The organism is Streptomyces sp. NPDC021356 (genome assembly GCF_040641015.1).
Taxonomy (GTDB): Bacteria; Actinomycetota; Actinomycetes; order Streptomycetales; family Streptomycetaceae; genus Streptomyces.
In genome coordinates this window covers 192,677-211,529 of the sequence record NZ_JBFACU010000010.1, presented here as the reverse complement: position 1 = coordinate 211,529, position 18,853 = coordinate 192,677, and the positions used below count along the sequence as shown (strand labels likewise).

19 protein-coding genes are annotated in these 18,853 nt (G+C 72.7%); 12 read left to right on the top strand and 7 right to left on the bottom strand.

All coding sequences use genetic code 11. The annotated features are described in order from the left end of the window. Positions 1-64 precede the first annotated feature (64 nt). The gene (locus tag AB0G56_RS16135; protein WP_360969506.1) at positions 65-1,516 is read left to right on the top strand and encodes a catalase; all 1,452 of its coding nucleotides are present in this window, start codon (positions 65-67) and stop codon (positions 1,514-1,516) included. 146 nt (positions 1,517-1,662) lie between these two features. Here AB0G56_RS16135 and AB0G56_RS16130 read toward each other — a convergent pair whose 3' ends face one another. Further along, positions 1,663-2,064, bottom strand: coding sequence for a CBS domain-containing protein (locus AB0G56_RS16130; RefSeq protein ID WP_360969626.1), 402 nt, complete (start codon positions 2,062-2,064; stop codon positions 1,663-1,665). Between the two features lie 191 nt (positions 2,065-2,255). After that, on the bottom strand, positions 2,256-3,056 hold the full coding sequence (gene hisN, locus AB0G56_RS16125; RefSeq protein WP_360969504.1) for a histidinol-phosphatase: 801 nt from the start codon (positions 3,054-3,056) through the stop codon (positions 2,256-2,258). Between the two features lie 217 nt (positions 3,057-3,273). Between hisN and AB0G56_RS16120 the strand changes: the two genes are divergently transcribed. Further along, complete coding sequence (locus tag AB0G56_RS16120; protein ID WP_360969502.1) at positions 3,274-3,885, top strand: TetR/AcrR family transcriptional regulator; 612 nt, start codon at positions 3,274-3,276, stop codon at positions 3,883-3,885. Between the two features lie 95 nt (positions 3,886-3,980). Here AB0G56_RS16120 and AB0G56_RS16115 read toward each other — a convergent pair whose 3' ends face one another. The 4 genes from AB0G56_RS16115 to AB0G56_RS16100 form a co-directional block, all read right to left on the bottom strand. Continuing rightward, entirely contained in the window at positions 3,981-4,304 is a 324-nt protein-coding gene (locus AB0G56_RS16115) for a multidrug efflux SMR transporter (protein WP_360969500.1), read from the bottom strand. A 115-nt stretch (positions 4,305-4,419) separates the two neighbouring features. Further along, positions 4,420-5,430 carry a ribosome small subunit-dependent GTPase A gene (rsgA, locus tag AB0G56_RS16110; RefSeq protein WP_360969499.1) on the bottom strand — a complete coding sequence of 337 codons (1,011 nt, stop codon included), beginning with the start codon at positions 5,428-5,430 and terminating at the stop codon, positions 4,420-4,422. Positions 5,431-5,447: 17 nt separating this feature from the next. Then, on the bottom strand, positions 5,448-6,779 hold the full coding sequence (gene aroA / locus AB0G56_RS16105; protein WP_360969497.1) for a 3-phosphoshikimate 1-carboxyvinyltransferase: 1,332 nt from the start codon (positions 6,777-6,779) through the stop codon (positions 5,448-5,450). A gap of 86 nt (positions 6,780-6,865) precedes the next feature. Continuing rightward, positions 6,866-7,588 (bottom strand): M50 family metallopeptidase, encoded by a 723-nt coding sequence (locus AB0G56_RS16100; RefSeq protein ID WP_360969495.1) that lies wholly within the window; start codon positions 7,586-7,588, stop codon positions 6,866-6,868. Positions 7,589-7,638: 50 nt separating this feature from the next. Between AB0G56_RS16100 and AB0G56_RS16095 the strand changes: the two genes are divergently transcribed. From AB0G56_RS16095 to AB0G56_RS16050, 10 genes are all read left to right on the top strand, one after another. Further along, a complete protein-coding gene (locus AB0G56_RS16095) occupies positions 7,639-8,454 on the top strand; it encodes an SOS response-associated peptidase (protein WP_360969493.1) in 816 nt (271 codons plus the stop codon). A gap of 26 nt (positions 8,455-8,480) precedes the next feature. Beyond that, positions 8,481-9,119 (top strand): alpha/beta family hydrolase, encoded by a 639-nt coding sequence (locus AB0G56_RS16090; protein ID WP_360969491.1) that lies wholly within the window; start codon positions 8,481-8,483, stop codon positions 9,117-9,119. Between the two features lie 258 nt (positions 9,120-9,377). Next, positions 9,378-10,073 carry an RNA polymerase sigma factor SigR gene (sigR, locus tag AB0G56_RS16085; protein WP_360969489.1) on the top strand — a complete coding sequence of 232 codons (696 nt, stop codon included), beginning with the start codon at positions 9,378-9,380 and terminating at the stop codon, positions 10,071-10,073. After that, positions 10,070-10,399 carry a mycothiol system anti-sigma-R factor gene (rsrA, locus tag AB0G56_RS16080; RefSeq protein WP_360969487.1) on the top strand — a complete coding sequence of 110 codons (330 nt, stop codon included), beginning with the start codon at positions 10,070-10,072 and terminating at the stop codon, positions 10,397-10,399. The genes sigR and rsrA overlap by 4 nt, the downstream gene beginning before the upstream one ends. Positions 10,400-10,512: 113 nt before the next feature. Next, positions 10,513-11,982, top strand: coding sequence for an HD-GYP domain-containing protein (locus AB0G56_RS16075; RefSeq protein ID WP_360969485.1), 1,470 nt, complete (start codon positions 10,513-10,515; stop codon positions 11,980-11,982). After that, positions 11,982-13,184: an HD domain-containing protein gene (locus tag AB0G56_RS16070; RefSeq protein ID WP_360969484.1), complete on the top strand. Its 1,203-nt coding sequence runs from the start codon at positions 11,982-11,984 to the stop codon at positions 13,182-13,184. Before AB0G56_RS16075 ends, AB0G56_RS16070 begins: the two co-directional genes overlap by 1 nt. A gap of 124 nt (positions 13,185-13,308) precedes the next feature. After that, a complete protein-coding gene (locus tag AB0G56_RS16065) occupies positions 13,309-14,289 on the top strand; it encodes a hypothetical protein (protein WP_360969482.1) in 981 nt (326 codons plus the stop codon). Positions 14,290-14,363: 74 nt separating this feature from the next. After that, positions 14,364-15,014 carry a peptide deformylase gene (def, locus tag AB0G56_RS16060; protein ID WP_360969480.1) on the top strand — a complete coding sequence of 217 codons (651 nt, stop codon included), beginning with the start codon at positions 14,364-14,366 and terminating at the stop codon, positions 15,012-15,014. 383 nt (positions 15,015-15,397) lie between these two features. Next, positions 15,398-16,435, top strand: a complete 1,038-nt coding sequence (cyc1, locus tag AB0G56_RS16055; RefSeq protein ID WP_360969478.1) for an epi-isozizaene synthase — start codon at positions 15,398-15,400, stop codon at positions 16,433-16,435. Next, positions 16,432-17,808: a cytochrome P450 gene (locus AB0G56_RS16050; protein WP_360969477.1), complete on the top strand. Its 1,377-nt coding sequence runs from the start codon at positions 16,432-16,434 to the stop codon at positions 17,806-17,808. The genes cyc1 and AB0G56_RS16050 overlap by 4 nt, the downstream gene beginning before the upstream one ends. 26 nt (positions 17,809-17,834) lie before the next feature. Here the strand turns inward: AB0G56_RS16050 and AB0G56_RS16045 are convergent, their stop codons facing one another. Beyond that, on the bottom strand, positions 17,835-18,800 hold the full coding sequence (locus AB0G56_RS16045; protein WP_360969475.1) for a helix-turn-helix domain-containing protein: 966 nt from the start codon (positions 18,798-18,800) through the stop codon (positions 17,835-17,837). Positions 18,801-18,853: the final 53 nt, after the last annotated feature.

Here is an 18,853-nt window from a genome sequence, read left to right as displayed (position 1 = left end):
ATTGTAGGATCGAGACTGGCTTCGGCCAAGCGACAGGACCAGAGAAAATGCCGCAGGAGGCGACGTGACCCAGGGGCCGCTCACCACGGAGGCCGGTGCTCCGGTAGCCGACAACCAGAACAGCGAGACGGCGGGCGTCGGCGGCCCGGTTCTCGTCCAGGACCAGCTCCTCCTGGAGAAGCTCGCCCACTTCAACCGCGAGCGCATCCCGGAGCGCGTGGTGCACGCCCGCGGCGCCGGCGCCTACGGCACCTTCACGGTCACCGCCGACGTCACGCGGTACACGCGCGCCAAGTTCCTCTCCGAGGTCGGCAAGGAGACGGAGACCTTCCTCCGCTTCTCCACCGTGGCCGGCAACCTGGGCGCCGCCGACGCGGTGCGTGACCCGCGCGGTTTCGCGCTGAAGTTCTACACCGAGGAGGGCAACTACGACCTCGTCGGCAACAACACCCCGGTGTTCTTCATCAAGGACGCCATCAAGTTCCCCGACTTCATCCACACCCAGAAGCGCGACCCGTACACGGGTTCCACCGAGCCGGACAACGTCTGGGACTTCTGGAGCCTGTCGCCGGAGTCCACGCACCAGGTGACCTGGCTCTTCGGCGACCGCGGCATCCCCGCCTCCTACCGGCACATGGACGGCTTCGGCTCGCACACGTACCAGTGGAGCAACGAGGCCGGAGAGGCCTTCTGGGTCAAGTACCACTTCAAGACGGACCAGGGCATCAAGTGCCTGACCGCCGAGGAGGCGGACGTCCTGGCGGGCAAGGACCCCGACTCGCACCAGCGTGACCTGCGGGAGGCGATCGAGCGCGGCGAGTTCCCGTCCTGGACGGTGTACGCGCAGATCATGCCCGCGGCGGACGCGGCGGCCTACCGGTTCAACCCGTTCGACCTGACCAAGGTGTGGCCGCACGCCGACTACCCGCTGGTCGAGTTCGGCAAGCTGGAGCTGAACCGCAACCCGGAGAACGTCTTCGCCGAGGTAGAGCAGTCGATCTTCACCCCGGCGAACTTCGTCCCCGGCATCGGCCCGTCCCCGGACAAGATGCTCCAGGGCCGCCTGTTCGCCTACGGCGACGCCCACCGCTACCGCGTCGGCATCAACGCCGCGCACCTGCCGGTGAACCGGCCGCACGCCACCGAGGCGCGCACCCACGCCCGTGACGGCTACCTGTACGACGGCCGGCACAAGGGTGCGAAGAACTACGAGCCGAACAGCTTCGGCGGCCCCTTCCAGACGGACCGCCCGCTGTGGCAGCCCGTCGAGGTCACGGGCGCGACCGGGGACCACGCGGCTCCCTCGCACGCCGAGGACAACGACTTCGTCCAGGCCGGCAACCTCTACCGGCTGATGACGCAGGAGGAGAAGGACCGGCTGATCGGCAACCTCGCCGGTGCCCTCTCCCAGGTCTCGCGCGAGGACATCGTCGAGCGCGCGATCGACAACTTCCGTCAGGCCGACGGAGACTTCGGCAAGCGGCTGGAGGCCGCGGTCCAGGCCCTGCGCGGCTGACACCAGCACTGGACCGTTTGCCGGGGCGGGCGGGCCGGGTTCCTTCGGGGACCCGGCCCGCCTCCGTTCGTGCCGGGTGCGATCTCCGTCCGCGCGGTAGGAGCCGTGCCGTGGGCCGTGGGCCGTGGGCCGTGGGCCGTGCGGGCTCAGGCAGGCACCTGTGCCGCGTGCCGCCGGGCGGGCGCCCAGCAGCGGATGACGTCGCGGACCGAGACGATGCCGGCCGGCTCGCCGCGCTCCAGGACGATGAGGTGGCGGAAGCCGCCGTGCGCCATGGCCAGCGCCGCCTCCTCCAGGGTCCAGGACGGCGCGGCGAAGACGACGTCGGTGGTGGTGTGGGCGTGGGCGTGCTCGGTGTCCGGGCTCTGGCCCAGGCCGACGGAGTTGAGGATGTCGCGTTCGGTGAGGATGCCGATGCCGCCGGCGTCGGGGTCGTGGACGACGGCCGCGCCGACACGGCGGGCGGACATCAGGGCGGCGGCCTGGCGGAGGGTGTGGTCGGGGCCGATGGTGAGGACCACCGTGCTCATGGCGTCGCGGACGAGCAGGGGGGCGAGCATGGGATGGAGCCACCTCCTCAAGGAATCCACGCGGAGGACGGCCCCGAAGGGGCCGGGACCGCGTGAGGGTCGGATTCACTTGTTCACAAGTGGGGGCTTCCCAGAGTCGCAGGCGAAACGGGGGGCAACAAGAGGGCGCACGAGCTGTGTTGGGTGGTGCGAGGGGTGTCCGAGGGTGCTCAGGTGCGCCGGTTGAGATACCCCAGCATCTCGTCGTGCAGCAGCCCGTTGGACGCCGCCGCGTTGCCGCCGTGCGGGCCGGGCCGGCCATCGAGGGCGGTGAAGGTGCCGCCCGCCTCGGTGACGACGATGGCGTTCGCGGCCATGTCCCACAGCGACAGTTCGGGCTCGGCGCAGAAGTCCACCGACCCCTCGGCCACCATCATGTAGGGCCAGAAGTCGCCGTACGCGCGCGTGCGCCACACCTCGCGGGTCAGGTCCAGGAAGCCGCCGAGGCGCCCCTGCTGCTCCCAGCCGCTGAGGGAGGAGTACGCGAACGAGGCGTCCGCGAGCCGGGACACGCGCGAGACCTGGAGCCGGGACGCCTGCGACAGGCTGCGGCCGGAGAAGGCGCCGTGGCCCTTCGCGGCCCACCAGCGACGGCCGAGCGCGGGCGCGGAGACGACCCCGACGACCGGCTGGTAGCCGCCCTCGCCCGCCTCCGTCAGGGAGATCAGCGTGGCCCACACGGGCACGCCGCGCACGTAGTTCTTGGTGCCGTCGATCGGGTCGACGACCCAGCGGCGCGGGCCGGTGCCCTCGACGCCGTACTCCTCGCCGAGGACCGCGTCACGGGGGCGGGCGCGCTGCAGCTGGCCGCGGATCAGCTCCTCGGCCGCCTTGTCCGCCTCACTGACCGGGGTCATGTCGGGCTTCGTCTCGACCTTGAGGTCGAGGGCCTTGAAGCGGTCCATGGTGGCCGCGTCCGCCGCGTCCGCGAGGACGTGGGCCAGACGCAGATCGTCGAGGTAGTCGGGCATGTACGGAACGGTATCCGTCCGAGGCGGCCCGAGGCCACAAGGGGTGCTGAACACCAGGTGGCCGCCGGGTGTCGCCGCGACCACCGGCCGTGCCCGCACCCGCGCCGCCGCGGACCCGGGGCCGTGCTCCCACCCGCGTCGACGCGGACCCTTGACAGTGCCCCCACCCGCGTCAACTCTGTGCCCAGAGCCGCCAGGACCTGATCCCGGGGAGGCGATGATGCCTGCAGCGCGGGAATCCCTGCTCGACGCCGCTCGTGCGGCGCTGGGCAGCCGGCCGTGGTCCGCCGTGCGGATGGTGGACGTGGCCGCGGCGGCGGGCGTGTCGCGGCAGACGCTCTACAACGAGTTCGGCGGCAAGGACGGGCTGGCGCGGGCCCTGGTCAGGAAAGAGGCGGACGGCTACCTCGCCGGGGTCGAGCGCGCCCTGACCGGCCCCGGCGACCCGCGCGAGCGCCTGACCGCCGCCGCCGAGTGGACCGCGGCGGCCGCGCGCGGCGGCGTTCTGGTCAGGGCCCTGCTCACCGGCTGCTGGAGCGAGCGCCTGCCCGCGCCGGTGCTGTCGGCCGTCCCGTCCTCCTGCGCCGTGCCCGCGCAGCGCAGGGCGGACGGCCCGCTGCCCTCGCCGGGCGACCTGCTCGCGACCGTCCGCGACCGGGCGGTGGCGGCCCTGGCCGGGCCGGGCGCGACGGGCGCGGACCGGGCCGAACTGGCCGGTGACTGCGAACTGGTGTTCCGTCTCGCGCTCTCCTGCGTCGCCGCCCCGCCCCATGGGACGGGGCTCGCCGGCCTCGTGCACGGCCTGCTGCACCGTCACCAAGCCGTCTGAACCCCGTCGGCGGGGCCGATCGGAGCCGGGGGCAGTACGTGGAGCCATTACGGAGGACCGCTACGGGGACTCAGGACGTGGGCAAGGGCGACGGATCAGTGCGTGGAACCGGACAACTGCAGCCCGATCACGCCGAGGATGACGAAGCTGATCGAGACGATCTTCAGCGTCGACACCAGGTCGCCGAGGAAGATCATGCCGTAGATCGCGGTGCCCGCCGCGCCGATGCCGGTCCACACCGCGTACGCCGGTCCCACATCGAGCTTGCGCAGGGACAGGGTGAGCAGGCCGAAGCTGCCGAGGGCGAAGCAGGCGAAGGCGATGGTCGGCCAGAGCCGGGTGAAACCGTGCGAGAGTTTCAGACAGACGGCGAAGCCGGTCTCGAGCAGTCCCGCGACGATGACCAGCAGCCACGCCATGTGCTGTCCTCCCGTGTGTCCGCGTTCCGTGGCCGCTCCGGCTCGGTGCGATTATGCACTTACCTGCCCGAGGGTGCGGCAAACAACGCGGGCCCCGGGGACGGGCCGGCCGCCCTCAGTCGCCCTCCGTGCGCTCCCGCGTGGCCAGCAGCCGGCGCAGCGAGTACAGCCGGGCCGGGGCGGCGTGGCCGTCGGCCACCCAGGCGTCCAGCGCGCAGTCCGGCTCGTCGTGGCTGCACGCGCGCGGGCAGCCCTTTGTGCCGGGTTCCAGGTCGGGGAAGGCGTGGATGACCCGGGACGGGTCGATGTGGGCGAGCCCGAACGACCGTACGCCCGGGGTGTCCACGACCCAGCCCTCGCCGCCCGCCAGCGGCAGCGCCAGCGCCGAGGTGGTGGTGTGCCGGCCCCGGCCGGTGACCGCGTTCACGTGCCCCGTCGTGCGCCGGCGCTCGTCGGGGACCAGCGCGTTGACGAGCGTGGTCTTGCCGACGCCGGAGTGCCCCACGAACGCGGTGACCCGGCCGCCGAGATGCGCGCGCACCCGGTCCGCCGCGCCGCCCCTCTCCAGCTCCTCGCGGCTGGTGACGACGTAGGGGATGTCGAGCGCCCCGTACAGCTCCAGGAGCTTGTCCGGCGGGGCCAGGTCCGACTTCGTCAGCACCAGGAGCGGTTCGAGCCCCGCGTCGTACGCCGCCACCAGGCAGCGGTCGATCAGCCGCGGGCGCGGTTCGGGGTCGGCGAGCGCGGTGACGATGGCCAGCTGGTCGGCGTTGGCCACGACCACGCGCTCGTAGGGGTCGTCGTCGTCCGCGGTGCGGCGCAGGACGGAGGTGCGCTCGCCGATGCGGACGATGCGCGCGAGGGTGTCCTTCTGGCCGGACAGGTCGCCGACGAGGGCCACCTGGTCACCCACGACGGCGGCCTTGCGGCCCAGTTCGCGGGCCTTCATCGCGACGACCGTACGGCCCTCGACGAGGCAGGTCAGCCGGCCCCGGTCGACGGTGAGCACCATGCCCTCGGCGGCGTCCTCGTGCTTGGGGCGGATGTGCGTACGCGGTCGGTTGCCCCGGCGGTTGGGCCGGGAGCGGATGTCGTCCTCGTCGGTGTGCTTGCCGTAGCGGCGCATGGCGTGTTCCCCGCGTCCTACGCCCCGAGCATCCCGGTCCACAGGTCGGGGAAGTCCGGCAGGGTCTTCGCCGTCGTCGCCACGTTCTCGATCCGCACGCCCTCGACCGCCAGGCCGATGATCGCACCGGCCGTCGCCATGCGGTGGTCCTCGTAGGTGTGGAAGGCGCCGCCGTGCAGCGGGCGCGGGCGGATGTGCAGGCCGTCGGCCGTCTCGGTCACGTCACCGCCGAGTTCGTTGATCTCCTTGGTGAGCGCGGCCAGCCGGTCGGTCTCGTGCAGCCGGAGGTGGGCCACGCCCCGCAGGGTCGAGGGGGAGTCCGCGAGCGCGGCGACGGCCGCGACGCCGGGGGTCAGCTCGCCGACCTCGCCCAGGTCCACGTCGATGCCGTGCACCGCCCCCGATCCGGTGAACACCAGACCGTAGTCGGTCAGTTCGCAGGAGCCGCCCATCTCCGTGAAGATCTCCCGCAGCCGGTCGCCCGGCTGGGTGGTCCGCTCCGGCCAGTCCGGGACGACCACCTTGCCGCCGGTCACCAGCGCCGCCGCGAGGAACGGCTGCGCGTTGGACAGGTCCGGCTCGATCGTCAGGTCCCGGCCGAGCAGGGCGCCCGGCGTCACCCGCCACACGTTGTGCTCGCCGCCCGACTCCGGGGTGTCCACCTGGGCGCCGACCGCGCGCAGCATGTCCACCGTCATCCGGATGTGCGGCATCGACGGCAGCGTCGCCCCGACGTGGCGGACCTCGACGCCCTGGTTGAAGCGCGGCCCGGACAGCAGCAGGGCGGAGACGAACTGGGAGGACGAGGAGGCGTCGATCTCCACCGGGCCGCCGTCCAGGGCGCCGCCGCCGTGCACGGTCAGCGGCAGCGCGCCGCGCCCGTCGTCGTCGATCCGGGCGCCCAGCGCGCGCAGCGCGTCGATCACGCCGTGCAGCGGCCGCTCGTAGGAGCGGGGGTCGCCGTCGAAGCGGACGGGGCCGTCGGCGAGCGCGGCGACCGGCGGCAGGAAGCGCATCACCGTGCCCGCGTTGCCCACGTCGACCGTGGCCGGTCCGTGCAGCCCCGCCGGGATCACCCGCCACGCCTCGCCCGAACCGCCCGCGCCGGAGGAACTGGAGGACACCGTCTCCTCGATACCGACCCCCATCGCCCGCAGCGCACCGGCCATCAGCAGCGTGTCCCGGGAGCGCAGCGGGCGGCGCAGCCAGCCCGGCTCGGAGGCCAGCGCGGCCAGCACGAGGGCGCGGTTGGTGACCGACTTGGACCCGGGCACGTGGACCGTCGCGTCGACGGCTCCGCTCGCGTGCGGGGCGGGCCAGAGGGCGGTGTGGGCGGGGTTCGGGGCCATGGGCCCACTCTATAAGGAGGCCGTCGCAGCGGCCTTCCTGTGGTGCGGCCCGGTGATCGTCACCGGCCGCCGGCGCGATGGGCCGCTCACCTGCCGAGCAGCCAGCGGCCCCCGCCCATCAGCGAGCACAGCGAGACCGCGTGGAAGAGGAACAGCCACAGGGCCGCCGGCACGTGCGTCAGCCGCGCCAGCTGGTCCGCGTCCGAGTCCCCGGTGCCCCCGCGCGAGCGTTTCACCTGGAGTTCGAAGGCCGGGCGCACCCCGCCGAGCAGCAGGAACCACACCACCGCGTACGCGAACGCCGCCTGCACCTGCGTGCCCGCCAGCCACGACACCAGCAGGAAGGTGCCGCCGGTGAGGACCACGGTCAGCACGCCGTAGGCGTTGCGGATCATCACCAGCATCGCCACCAGCAGCACCGTGGCCGCCCACAGCAGCAGCGTGACGCGCCCGGCGGCCAGCAGGGCGGCGCCGCCCAGACCCAGCAGCGGGGGAGCGGTGTAGCCGGAGGCGGCGGTCAGGATCATGCCGAGGCCGTACGGTCTGCCGCGGCTGACGGTGAGACCGCTGGTGTCGGAGTGCAGCCGTATACCGGTCAGCGTGCGGCCGGTGAGCAGCGCCACCAGGCCGTGGCCGCCCTCGTGGGCGATGGTGATGGCGTTGCGGGAGATCCGCCACAGGGTGTGGGGGATCACCACGGCCAGGGCGGCGGCCGCGGTGGCGAGCACCACCCACAGGTCGGGTCCCGGCTGGCTGCCGACGAGCCGGTCCCACAGGCCGGGCAGGGCGACGGAGGCGAGGCTGTCCATGTTTCCGTTGGGCTCCCTGTCGTCGTACGGAGTCTGGCAGTGTGGCACGCATGTGCGGACGGTATGCGGCGAGTCGCGGGGCCGAGGATCTCGCGGGAATCTTCGAAGTCGAGAAGTCGGAGCCGGAGGAGGCCCTGGAACCCGACTACAACGTGGCGCCCACCAAGGAGGTCCACGTCGTCCTCGACCGCCCCTTGAAGGACGCGCGGGACACCCGCCCGGTTCGGCAGCTGCGGAAGCTGCGGTGGGGTCTGGTCCCGTCCTGGGCGAAGAGCCCCGAGGGCGCCGCCCGGATGATCAACGCCCGCGCGGAGACGGTGCACGAGAAGCCCTCCTACCGCCGCGCCTTCGCCGCCCGGCGCTGCATCGTGCCCGCCGACGGCTACTACGAGTGGGTCACCGGCACCGAGGAGCGGGAGCTGGAGGTCGAGGGCAAGCGCAAACGCCCGCGCAAGCAGCCGTACTTCGTGACCCCGGCGGACGGATCGGTGTTCGCGATGGCGGGGCTGTACGAGTTCTGGCGGGACCGTACGCTGCCCGACGACCACCCGCGGGCCTGGTGGGTGACCTGCTCGGTGATCACCACGGAGGCCGAGACGGCCCCGCTGGCGGCGGCCCCGGCCGAGGGGCCGCGTTCGCTCGCCGACATCCACCCCCGGATGCCGCTGATGCTCACCCCCGACCGCTGGGACGCCTGGCTGGACCCGGCCCGCACGGACGCCGACGAGCTGCGGTCGCTGCTGGCACCCCCGCCCGAGGGCCTGATGCGCGCGTACCCGGTCGCCACGGCGGTGAGCAACGTCCGCAACAACGGCCCCGAGCTGCTGAAGGAACTGCCGGCGCCGGAGGCGGGAACCCTCTTCTGACCGCCCCGTCTGCCATCCTCTCCCGGGTGACCCCTGACACACCTGAGACCGTCGAGACACCGGTGGGAGCCGCCCGCGTCACCTGGCACCGGGCGGCGCGGGCACGCCTCGTCCTCGCCGTGGGCCACGGCGCCGGCGGCGGCGTCGAGGCCCGCGACCTCCAGGCCCTGGCGCGCACGCTCCCCGGGCACGGCGTGAGCGTCGCGCTCGTCGAGCAGCCCTGGCGGGTGGCGGGCAAGAAGGTCGCGCCCGCGCCGAAGACGCTGGACACCGGCTGGCGCGGCGTCTGGCCCGCGCTCGCCGCCCCGGGCCTGCCGGTCGTCTCCGGCGGGCGCAGCGCGGGCGCACGCGTGGCCTGCCGCACGGCGGCCGAGCTGGGCGCGCACGCCGTGCTCGCCCTCGGTTTCCCGCTGCACCCGCCGGGCAGGCCGGAGAGGTCCCGCGCCGCCGAACTGCTCGGGGCGGGCGTGCCGGCCCTGGTCGTCCAGGGCGGCAACGACCCCTTCGGGAAGCCGGAGGAGTTCCCCGGGGGGCCCTTCGAGCTGATCACCGTGCCGTACGGCGATCACGGCTTCGCCGTACCGAAGAGGGCGGAGATCACCCAGGAGCAGGCCCTGGGCGTCCTCACCGACGGTGTGGTGCGGTGGGCCGCGTCACTCGGGTGAGACCCCGGGAATGTGCGCCCGGTGCGCACTGTTGAGGCGGACAGAAGTGCTGGGGCCCCAGCGCCGCCGTCGTCAGGAGAGGGAGTCCGCCGCATGGGTTCGACCATCTGCCCGGCCCGTAGCAGCCACAACGACCTGGACTGGTCGGTGCTGCACGTGGCCAGGACCGCCCCTATTCGGGCGGCGGGCGGACCGGATCGTCGTCTATCCTCCGAAACGAGTGGGGCCGCCTTCGGTCCCACGACGTCGCTTGAGGAGGTGGGTCCGGTTCCCGGTACCGACGCAGGGACCGACAACGGCCGGGCGGAGCTGCCCGAGGGCCAGGGCACGGGCGTGGACGCGCCCGCGGAGTCGACCGCCGCGCGCAGCGCGCGCTTCGAGCGGGACGCCCTGGAGTTCCTCGACCAGATGTACTCGGCGGCGCTGCGCATGACGCGCAACCCGGCCGACGCCGAGGACCTGGTGCAGGAGACGTACGCGAAGGCGTACGCGTCCTTCCACCAGTTCCGCGAGGGCACCAACCTCAAGGCGTGGCTGTACCGGATCCTCACCAACACCTTCATCAACTCCTACCGCAAGAAGCAGCGTGAACCCCAGCGCAGCGCCGCGGAGGAGATCGAGGACTGGCAGCTCGCGCGTGCCGAGTCGCACATGTCGACGGGTCTGCGCTCCGCGGAGTCGCAGGCGCTCGACCACCTGCCCGACTCGGACGTGAAGGAAGCGCTGCAGGCGATCCCCGAGGAATTCCGCATCGCCGTCTATCTCGCGGACGTAGAGGGCTTTGCGTACAAGGAGATCGCGGACATCATGGGGACACCCATCGGCACGGTGATGTCCCGGCTGCACCGGGGCCGCCGTCAACTGCGCGGCATGCTCGAGGACTACGCCCGCGAGCGCGGGCTGGTCCCGGCCGGCGCCGGAGAGTCGAACGAAGCGAAAGGCTCGGGCTCATGAGCTGCGGAGATCCGCACGAAACGGACTGCAGTGAGGTACTCGACCACCTGTACGAGTTCCTTGACAGCGAGATGCCGGACGTCGACCGCGACAAGTTCCGGCAGCACTTCGACGAGTGCTCGCCGTGCCTGGAGAAGTACGGCCTGGAGCAGGCCGTGAAGAAGCTGGTCAAGCGGTGCTGCGGCCATGACGACGTGCCCTCGGACCTGCGTGCCAAGGTCATGGGCCGACTCGACCTGCTCCGCTCGGGACAGCCGGTCTCCGACCGCCCGGTCGCTTCCGACCGTGACGTGACGACGGCGCCGGTGACTCCGCAGGAGTCCTGACCCCCGGTTCACCCTTACGTGCTAATCCGCGGGTTATCGGCCCGCGGACCGCCCTCCCCGCGCCCTAGGCTCGGCCCACTGGCCGTGGACAGGCATGACCGGGGAGGGGCGTCATGGAGGCGGTTCCGCCGCGGGCCCGCGCGTACGTCACCTGTGTCGCCCTCGGCGCGCTGGTCTGTCTGCTGCCACTGCCGGTGATGCCCGCGCCCTGGTGGGCGCTGGTCACGCTCGCCGCGCTCTACGCGGGCTGCAACCAGGTCGTCCGCCGGCACTTCGCGGGTCCGTTCTACCCCGTCCTGCTGGCCGCGGCCTTCCTGCTGCCGCCGCCCGCCGCCGCGCTCGTCCCGCTGCCCGGCGCCCTGCTCACCCCGGCCGGACAGCGGCCCGAGACGCTGCGGCGCCTGTGGCGGGCGGCGCAACTCGTCCTCGCCGTGTGGGCGGCGGCCCGCGTGCACTGGGAGCTGGGCGGCCGGGACGCCGTCGTCGGCTGCGACTTCCCCTACGCCCTCGTCCCCGCGGGCGCCGCCGTGACGGCGTTCTGCCTGGTGCTGACCGCGCTGGACGGGGGCATCCGCCTGCTGGCGGCCGGGGTGCCGGCCGTACCGCGCGGGCAGCGGGCGCGGCCACCGGTGCGCCACGCCTGGCGCGGCCCGTTCGCCCGCTCGCTCGCGCCGATCGCCGTGCACGGTCTCGGCGGGCTGATGATGGCGGTCCTGTGGCGCAGCCCGTACGGGCCGGTCGCGGCCCTCCTCGTGCTGCTGCCCATGTGCGTGTCCTGGTGGGTGTACGCCCAGTACCACCGCGAGCGGGCCGCCCACCGGGCGACCATCCGGGCGCTGGTGCAGGCCGTCGACATCAAGGACGGATACACGCGCGGACACAGTGAACGCGTCGGGCAGGCCTCCATGATGATCGCCCGCGAACTGGGCCTGGACGACGAACGCGTGGAGGTGCTCCGCTTCGCCGGGATCCTGCACGACGTCGGCAAACTCGGCGTACCCACCCGGCTGCTGCGCAAGGACGGCCCGCTCACCCCCGAGGAGCGGCGCGTGATCGAACTGCATCCCGAGTACGGGCACGAGATGGTGCGCGGCATCTCCTTCCTCGGCGAGGCCCGCTCCGCGATCCTGCACCACCACGAACGGCTCGACGGCAGCGGCTACCCCTACGGCCTCAGGGGCGCCCAGATCCCGGAGTGCGCGCGCGTGGTCGCCGTGGCCGACGCGTTCGACGCGATGACGTCCACCCGCTCCTACCGGCGGGCCCGGCCGGTCACGGCCGCCCTGCGGGAACTGGAGCGCTGCGTCGGCGCCCAGTTCGACCCGCGCATGGTCACCGCCCTGGTCCGGGCCCTGGACCGGCACGGCTGGCACCCGGCGGTCACCGCCGAGGAGACCCCTGACGACGCCGTGCCCCGGCCGCCCTCGGGCGACACCTCCGGCGGCGCCGTGCCCCCCTCGCCCACGGGCGCCGGCACCGGTACCGGCACATCGGCACTCTCCGCCCGGCACGCCTCCCCGCGCGCCTCCCCGAGCCAGCCGCCCAGTGCGGACGGAGCCCGCCGGCACGGCGGTCCCGGCTGATGGGGACGGTGCGCGGCTGCGCCCTGCTCGTCGCCCTGCTCTGCCTGGGCGTCACCCTGTGGACCGGGCTGGAGGAACGCGGGACCGCCCTCGCCTTCGGTGTGCTGGTGCTGGCCGGCGAACTCACCCGGTGGCCGGGGACCGAGGCGGGCGAGGCCGCGCCGCTCGGCGCCGCCGGAGCGCTCGCGTACGCCCTGCTCGGCGAGGACGCCGGGCTGCCCAGCCACCACGGCGCGTGCCAGGTCGTCACCGTGGTGCTCGCCGCCTCGCTCCTGGGCAGCGTGCCGCACGTCGCCCGCGGCCGCGGCAGGACCGCCGACCACCTGGCCCGCCGCGTTCTCACCGTCTCCTTCGCGGCCCTCTGCTTCCAACCCCTCTACAACGGCGGGGTCTTCCGGAGCCGGACCGGCCCCGCGCACGCCGCGCTGCTGGTCGCCCTCCTGGTGCTCACCGCCCTGTGCGGCGCCGTGCTCGCCGCCGCCGAGGCCCACCGGCGCACCCGGTGGCCGTTCGGCCCGCTGCTGCGCGAGGAGCTGCGCGGCCTGCTCGGGATCGGGTCCGCGGTGTGCGCCACGGGCGCGGTGATGGCCCTGGCGGTGGCCGTGGCGGGTCTGTGGGCGCTGCCGGTCTTCTGCGTGCCGCTGCTGCTCACCCAGCTGTCCCTGCGGCGGTACGCCTCCGTGCGGGACACCTACCGGCAGACGATCGCCTCGCTGGCCCGCGCCACCGAGGTCGCCGGGTACACCCCGGCCGGGCACGCCCGCCGGGTCGCGGCGCTCAGCCGGGCCGTGGGCCGGGACCTCGGGCTGACGGAGCCGGAGCTGACCGTGCTGGAGCACGCGGCCCTCATGCACGACATCGGCCAGCTCAGCCTCGTCGACCCGGTGCCGGCGGGCGCCACCGCGGGTCTGCCCGCCACCGAGCGGCGGCGGATCGCGCTGCTGGGCGGTGCCGTCGTGCGGCAGACCGGCGTGGACCGGGAGGTCGCGGTCGTCGTGGAGCGGCAGGCCGACCCGTGCGACGAGCAGCCGCTGCCCGCGCGGATCGTACGGGCCGTGAACGCCTACGACGAGAAGGCGCGGGGCGCGGGGCCCGGCGGCTCGCTGACGGCGCTGGAGGAACTGCGCCTGGCCGGCGCGGGCGAGTACGCGGCCGAGGTGGTGGAATCACTGGCCCGGGTCCTGGCGCGGGGGGTGGTCTGACACCCTCCGCCGCGGGGTAACCCATGGGTAATGAGCGCCCCTCAAGCCGTACGTGGTTGGATGCGAAGGAAAGGGTGTCCGGGGGCAGAGCCAGCCCATACGACGGAACTGGCAGGCGGGAATCGTGAGGATCTTCGGCAAGGGACGGCACCGGCCCTCCGCCTCCTGGCGGCAGGCCACCGACCGCGCGTTCACCCTGATCGGCGACGGCCGGTACGAGGACGCGGGCGCGCTGCTGACGCGCGCCGCCGACCTGGAGCCCTGGTTGTCGGAGTCCTGGTTCAACCTCGCCCTGCTGCACAAGTTCCGGCACGACTGGGAACAGGCGAGGGCGGCGGGCCTCAGGGCGGTCGCCCTGCTGGAGAAGGAGACCGGGGCGCCGGACTGGTGGAACGTCGGCATCGCGGCCACCGCGCTGCAGGACTGGCCGCTGGCCCGCCGGGCCTGGCAGGCGTACGGCCTGAAGGTGCCCGGGGCCGCGACCGCCGCCGCCGAGCCGGTGGGCATGGAGCTGGGCAGCGCTGCTGTGCGGCTGTCGCCGGAGGGCGAGGCCGAGGTGGTCTGGGGCCGGCGCCTGGACCCGGCCCGGATCGAGGTGCTGTCCATTCCGCTGCCCTCCTCCGGGCGGCGCTGGGGCGAGGTCGTGCTGCACGACGGAGTGCCCCACGGCGAACGGACCACCGCGGCCGGGCACAGCTTCCCCGTCTTCGACGAGATCGAACTGTGGGCGCCCTCGCCCGTGCCCACCTGGGTGGTCCTCCTGGAGGCCGCCACCGAGGCCGACCGGGACGCGTTGGAGCAGCTCGCCGCGGACGCCGGTTTCGCCGCCGAGGACTGGTCGTCCTCGGTCCGGCTGCTGTGCCGGACGTGCTCGGAGTCGCGGATGCCCTCCGACGAGGGCGACGGCGTGCACCTGGACCCGCACGACCACAGCGAGCCGGGGCACCCCGGGCCGCTGGGCCACCGCACCGACGGGCAGCTGTGGGTGCCCGAGCGGGAGTGCGGGGTGGCCGCGCCGGCCTCCCTGGTGCGGGGGCTGCTGGACGGCTGGGTCGCGGACAGCCCCGATTCGCGTGACTGGCGGGACCTCGAAGAGGTCTGCTGAAGCCGGGCGCCCACCGGTCCCCGTAGGCTGTACGGGCAGAACTTCTCAGGCTTGCAGGAAGGCGTACGTCGGTCATGGCGCAGCAGGACACCGATCAGCAGCAGGCGGGCGTGCTCCCCGTCGACGACGAGGGGTACGTCGTCGACACGGAGGACTGCGAGGCCCGCGAGGCGGCGTGGCGTGAGCGGGGTACCTCGCGGCCGATCACGGTCGTCGGCAACCCGGTGCTGCACAAGGAGTGCAGGGACGTCACCGAGTTCGGCGAGGAGCTGGAGCAGCTGGTCGCGGACATGTTCGCCAGCCAGCGCACCGCGGAGGGCGTGGGGCTGGCCGCCAACCAGATCGGTGTCGACCTGAAGGTCTTCGTCTACGACTGCCCCGACGACGAGGGTGTCCGGCACACCGGTGTCGTCTGCAACCCGCGGCTCGTCGAGCTGCCCGCCGACCGCCGCCGCCTGGACGACAGCAACGAGGGCTGCCTGTCCGTGCCGACCGCCTACGCGCCGCTCGCCCGCCCCGACTACGCCGAGGTCACCGGTCAGGACGAGCGCGGCAACCAGGTCAAGGTGCGCGGCACCGGCTACTTCGCTCGCTGTTTGCAGCACGAGACCGACCACCTCTACGGCTACCTCTACATCGACCGGCTCTCCAAGCGGGAGCGCAGGGACGCGCTGCGGCAGATGGCCGAGAACGAGCCGCGCTACCCCGTGGTCGCCAACGACTGAGAACGACCGAGCACCCCCGGCGCGTGTGCACCCCTGGGCACGCCGGGGGTACTCCCCGCGCGCACGGCGCCCGACCGCATGCCGGTCGGGCGCCTCTTTGTGTCCCTGGCACCGCCACTCCCTCATTCGATCCTCTGTGCGCATCTGTTGAATCAGAATCAGTCACACAAGGGGATATTCTCGGCATCCGCGGTGGCGAGTGAGGCAAATCCGTTCCCAGGGCGGTCAGTTGTGGTGCTGAATGGGAGTGCGGGGATGCGCGACGGCGTGCGCCGGGCACAGCGGATGGGGCGGGCGCCACCGGCGGCTGAGAGGGGTTGTTCGTGCCGGCTTTCCCATACAGCACCACATCGACATCCACATCGACACCGACAGCGGTCGCGGTGCCACCGGCGCTCGCGCTCCCGGTGATCGAGGCGGCGTTTCCCAGGAAGTTGCACGCCTATTGGCCCGAACTCCAGGAGAAGACCCGCGGCTGGCTGCTCGAAAAGCGGCTCATGCCCGCGGACAAGGTGGAGCAGCACGCCGACGGCCTGCGCTACACCGACCTGATGGCGGGGTACTACCTCGGCGCCCCGGACGAAGTCCTGCAAGCCATCGCGGACTACAGCGCGTGGTTCTTCCTCTGGGACGACCGGCACGACCGTGACATCGTGCACGGGCGTCCCGTCGCCTGGCGCAGGCTGCGGCGCGCGCTGCACACGGCGCTCGACGCCCCGCGGGAACACCTGCACCACCCGGACGCCCTGGTAGCGGGGTTCGCGGACAGTGTGCTGCGGCTGTTCTCCTTCCTCCCGGCCACCTGGAACGCCCGCTTCGCCCGGCACTTCCACGCGGTGATCGAGGCGTATGACCGGGAGTTCCACAACCGCAGCGAGGGCGTCGTGCCCACGGTCGAGGAGTACCTGGCCCTGCGCCGGCTCACCTTCGCCCACTGGATCTGGACGGACCTGCTGGAGCCGAGCGCCGGGATCGAACTCCCGGACGCCGTCCGGAAAAACCCCGCGTACCGGCGCCCGGCCCTGCTCAGCCAGGAATTCGCCGCCTGGTACAACGACCTGTGCTCCCTGCCCAAGGAAATAGCGGGTGACGAGGTGCACAACCTCGGGATAAGTCTCGTCAAACACGAGAGGCTGAGTCTGGAGGAATCCATCGCGGAAATCCGTCGCCGGGTCGAGGAATGCATCACTGAATTCCGTGCGGCGGAGCAGGAGGCATTGACTTTCGCTGACGGTCTCGCGGACGGCACGGTGCGGGGAAAGGAACTGAGTTCCGCCGTGCGGGCCTGCCTCGGCAATATGCGCAACTGGTTCAGTTCCGTCTACTGGTTCCACCACGAGTCCGGCCGGTACATGGTCGACGACTGGGACGACCGGTCCACGCCCCCGTACGTCGACAACGAAGCGGCAGGTGAGAAATGACCGTCGAGTCGGTGAAGCCCGAGGACGGGTCGCGCACGGCCCCCCGGCTGAGCGAGCCCCCGCTGGCCGGAGGCGCCATCCCGCTCCTCGGCCACGGCCTGAGGCTGGCCCGCGACCCGCTGGCCTTCCTGGGCGGGCTGCGCGACCACGGCGACATCGTCCGCCTGAGGCTCGGCCCCAAGACGGTGTACGCCGTCACCGCGCCCGCCCTCACCGGGGCGCTGGCGCTCAGCCCCGACTACATCATCGCGGGCCCGCTGTGGGAGTCCCTGGAGAGCCTGCTCGGCAAGGAGGGCGTGGCCACCGCGAACGGGCCGCTCCACCGCCGCCAGCGGCGCACCATCCAGCCCGCCTTCCGGCTCGACGTGATCCCCGAGTACGGGCCGATCATGACCGAGGAGGCGCACGCCCTGGTGGAGCGCTGGCGCTCGGGCGAGGTCCTCGACGTGACCGCGGAGTCCTTCCGCGTGGCCGTGCGCGTCGCCGCCCGGTGCCTGATGCGCGGCAGTTACATGGACGCCCGCGCCGACCGTATCTGCGCGGCCCTCGCCACCCTGTTCAGCGGCATGTACCAGCGCATGGTGGTGCCGCTCGGCCCGCTCTACAAGGTGCCGGTCAGGTCCAATCGCGAATTCAATCGCGCATTGGCCGATTTGCATCTCCTGGTCGACGAGATCGTCGCCGACCGCCGGGCAAGCGGTCAAAAACCGGACGATTTGCTGACGGCTTTGCTGGAGGCGAAGGACGAGAATGGCGAGCCTATTGGGGAGCAGGAGATCCACGATCAGGTCATCGCGATACTCACGCCGGGCAGCGAAACCGTCGGTTCCATGATCATGTCGCTGCTTCTCGTCCTCACCGAGCACCCGGATCTCGGCGACAAGATCCGCGACGAGGTGAAAACCGTGGTCGGTGACCGGCCCGTCGCATTCGACGACGTCCGAAAACTGAGGTACACGGCGAATGTCGTCGTGGAGACAATGCGGCTCTATCCCGCGGTCTGGATTCTGACCCGCCGCACGGTCGCCGACACCGAGCTGGGCGGCTGGCGCATCCCGGCCGGCGCGGACGTCATCTACAGCCCGTACGCCATCCAGCGCGACCACCGCTCCTACGACCGGCACGAGGAGTTCGACCCGGACCGCTGGCTCCCGGGGCGGGCCAAGGAGGTCCCCAAGCACGCGATGAGCCCGTTCAGCGTGGGCAACCGCAAGTGCCCGAGCGACCACTTCTCGATGGCCGAACTCACGCTGCTCACAGCCGCGATCGCCGGCGCCTACCGCTTCGAGCAGGCGCCCGGCTCCGACCCCAGGCCGCGCATCGGGATCACGCTGCGCCCGCGCCGCCTGCTGCTGAAGGCCCTGCCCCGCTGACCGCCCGCCCACCGGCGAGCGTGCGTTCAGGCGGCCTCAGGGCCCCTGAACGCACGCCGGTAGGCGTTCGGCGTGGTGCCCAGCGCGCGGACGAACTGGTGCCGCAGCGCCGCCGCCGTGCCGAACCCGGCCCGGTCCGCGATCGCGTCCATCGTCTCGTCCGTGGCCTCCAGCAGGTCCTGCGCCAGCAGCACCCGCTGCCGCAGGATCCAGCGGTACGGGGTCGTGCCCGTCTCCTGCTGGAAGCGGCGGGCGAAGGTGCGCGGCGACATGTGGGCGCGGGCGGCGAGCTGCTCGACCGTGACCTCCTCGCCGAGGTGCCGCTCCATCCAGACCAGAACCTCGCCCACGGTGTCGCAGCGGGACTTGGGCAGCGGACGCTCGATGTACTGCGCCTGCCCGCCGTCGCGGTGCGGCGGCACCACCATCCGCCGGGCGATCTTGTTCGCGACCTCCGGCCCCTGCTCCTTGCGCACGATGTGCAGGCAGGCGTCGATGCCGGCCGCCGTGCCGGCCGAGGTGATCACCGGGTCCTCGTCGACGTAGAGCACGTCCGGCTCGACGGTGGCGTGCGGGTACTGCCGGGACAGTTCCGCCGCGTGGTGCCAGTGCACGGCGCAGCGCCGCCCCTGAAGCAGCCCGGCCGCGCCCAGCACGAACACCCCGGAGCACACGCTCAGCACCCGCGAGCCCCGGTCGACGGCCCGGCGCAGGGCGGCCAGCAGCTCGGGCGGGTACACCCGGCTGGCGAAGTCGTTCCCGGCGGGGACGGCGATCAGGTCGGCCTCGTCGAGCCGGTCGAGTCCGTAGGGGGTCGCGACGCTCAGACCGCCGACATGGGTGCCAAGCGACGGCCCCTCGGCGGAGACCACCGCGAAGTCGTACACCGGGAGCCCGTCGTCGCTGCGGTCGATGCCGAAGACCTCGCAGACCACACCCAGCTCGAAGGGATGCACGCCGTCCAGCAGGACGGCCGCCACGTTCTGCAACATGCCACCAGTGTGCCTCGCAAGTGGCAGGAATTTGAAGCTCTACGGCAGTCCTG

What these genes read in the sequence shown, in the direction of transcription:
- hisN (WP_360969504.1), bottom strand. Translation starts at nt 3,056, where the DNA reads ATGCCCGACTACCTCGACGATCTGCGTCTGGCCCACGTCCTCGCGGAC.
- AB0G56_RS16120 (WP_360969502.1), top strand. Translation starts at nt 3,274, where the DNA reads ATGATGCCTGCAGCGCGGGAATCCCTGCTCGACGCCGCTCGTGCGGCG.
- AB0G56_RS16115 (WP_360969500.1), bottom strand. Translation starts at nt 4,304, where the DNA reads ATGGCGTGGCTGCTGGTCATCGTCGCGGGACTGCTCGAGACCGGCTTC.
- rsgA (WP_360969499.1), bottom strand. Translation starts at nt 5,430, where the DNA reads ATGCGCCGCTACGGCAAGCACACCGACGAGGACGACATCCGCTCCCGG.
- aroA (WP_360969497.1), bottom strand. Translation starts at nt 6,779, where the DNA reads ATGGCCCCGAACCCCGCCCACACCGCCCTCTGGCCCGCCCCGCACGCG.
- AB0G56_RS16100 (WP_360969495.1), bottom strand. Translation starts at nt 7,588, where the DNA reads ATGGACAGCCTCGCCTCCGTCGCCCTGCCCGGCCTGTGGGACCGGCTC.
- AB0G56_RS16095 (WP_360969493.1), top strand. Translation starts at nt 7,639, where the DNA reads ATGTGCGGACGGTATGCGGCGAGTCGCGGGGCCGAGGATCTCGCGGGA.
- rsrA (WP_360969487.1), top strand. Translation starts at nt 10,070, where the DNA reads ATGAGCTGCGGAGATCCGCACGAAACGGACTGCAGTGAGGTACTCGAC.
- AB0G56_RS16075 (WP_360969485.1), top strand. Translation starts at nt 10,513, where the DNA reads ATGGAGGCGGTTCCGCCGCGGGCCCGCGCGTACGTCACCTGTGTCGCC.
- AB0G56_RS16070 (WP_360969484.1), top strand. Translation starts at nt 11,982, where the DNA reads ATGGGGACGGTGCGCGGCTGCGCCCTGCTCGTCGCCCTGCTCTGCCTG.
- def (WP_360969480.1), top strand. Translation starts at nt 14,364, where the DNA reads ATGGCGCAGCAGGACACCGATCAGCAGCAGGCGGGCGTGCTCCCCGTC.
- AB0G56_RS16050 (WP_360969477.1), top strand. Translation starts at nt 16,432, where the DNA reads ATGACCGTCGAGTCGGTGAAGCCCGAGGACGGGTCGCGCACGGCCCCC.
- AB0G56_RS16045 (WP_360969475.1), bottom strand. Translation starts at nt 18,800, where the DNA reads ATGTTGCAGAACGTGGCGGCCGTCCTGCTGGACGGCGTGCATCCCTTC.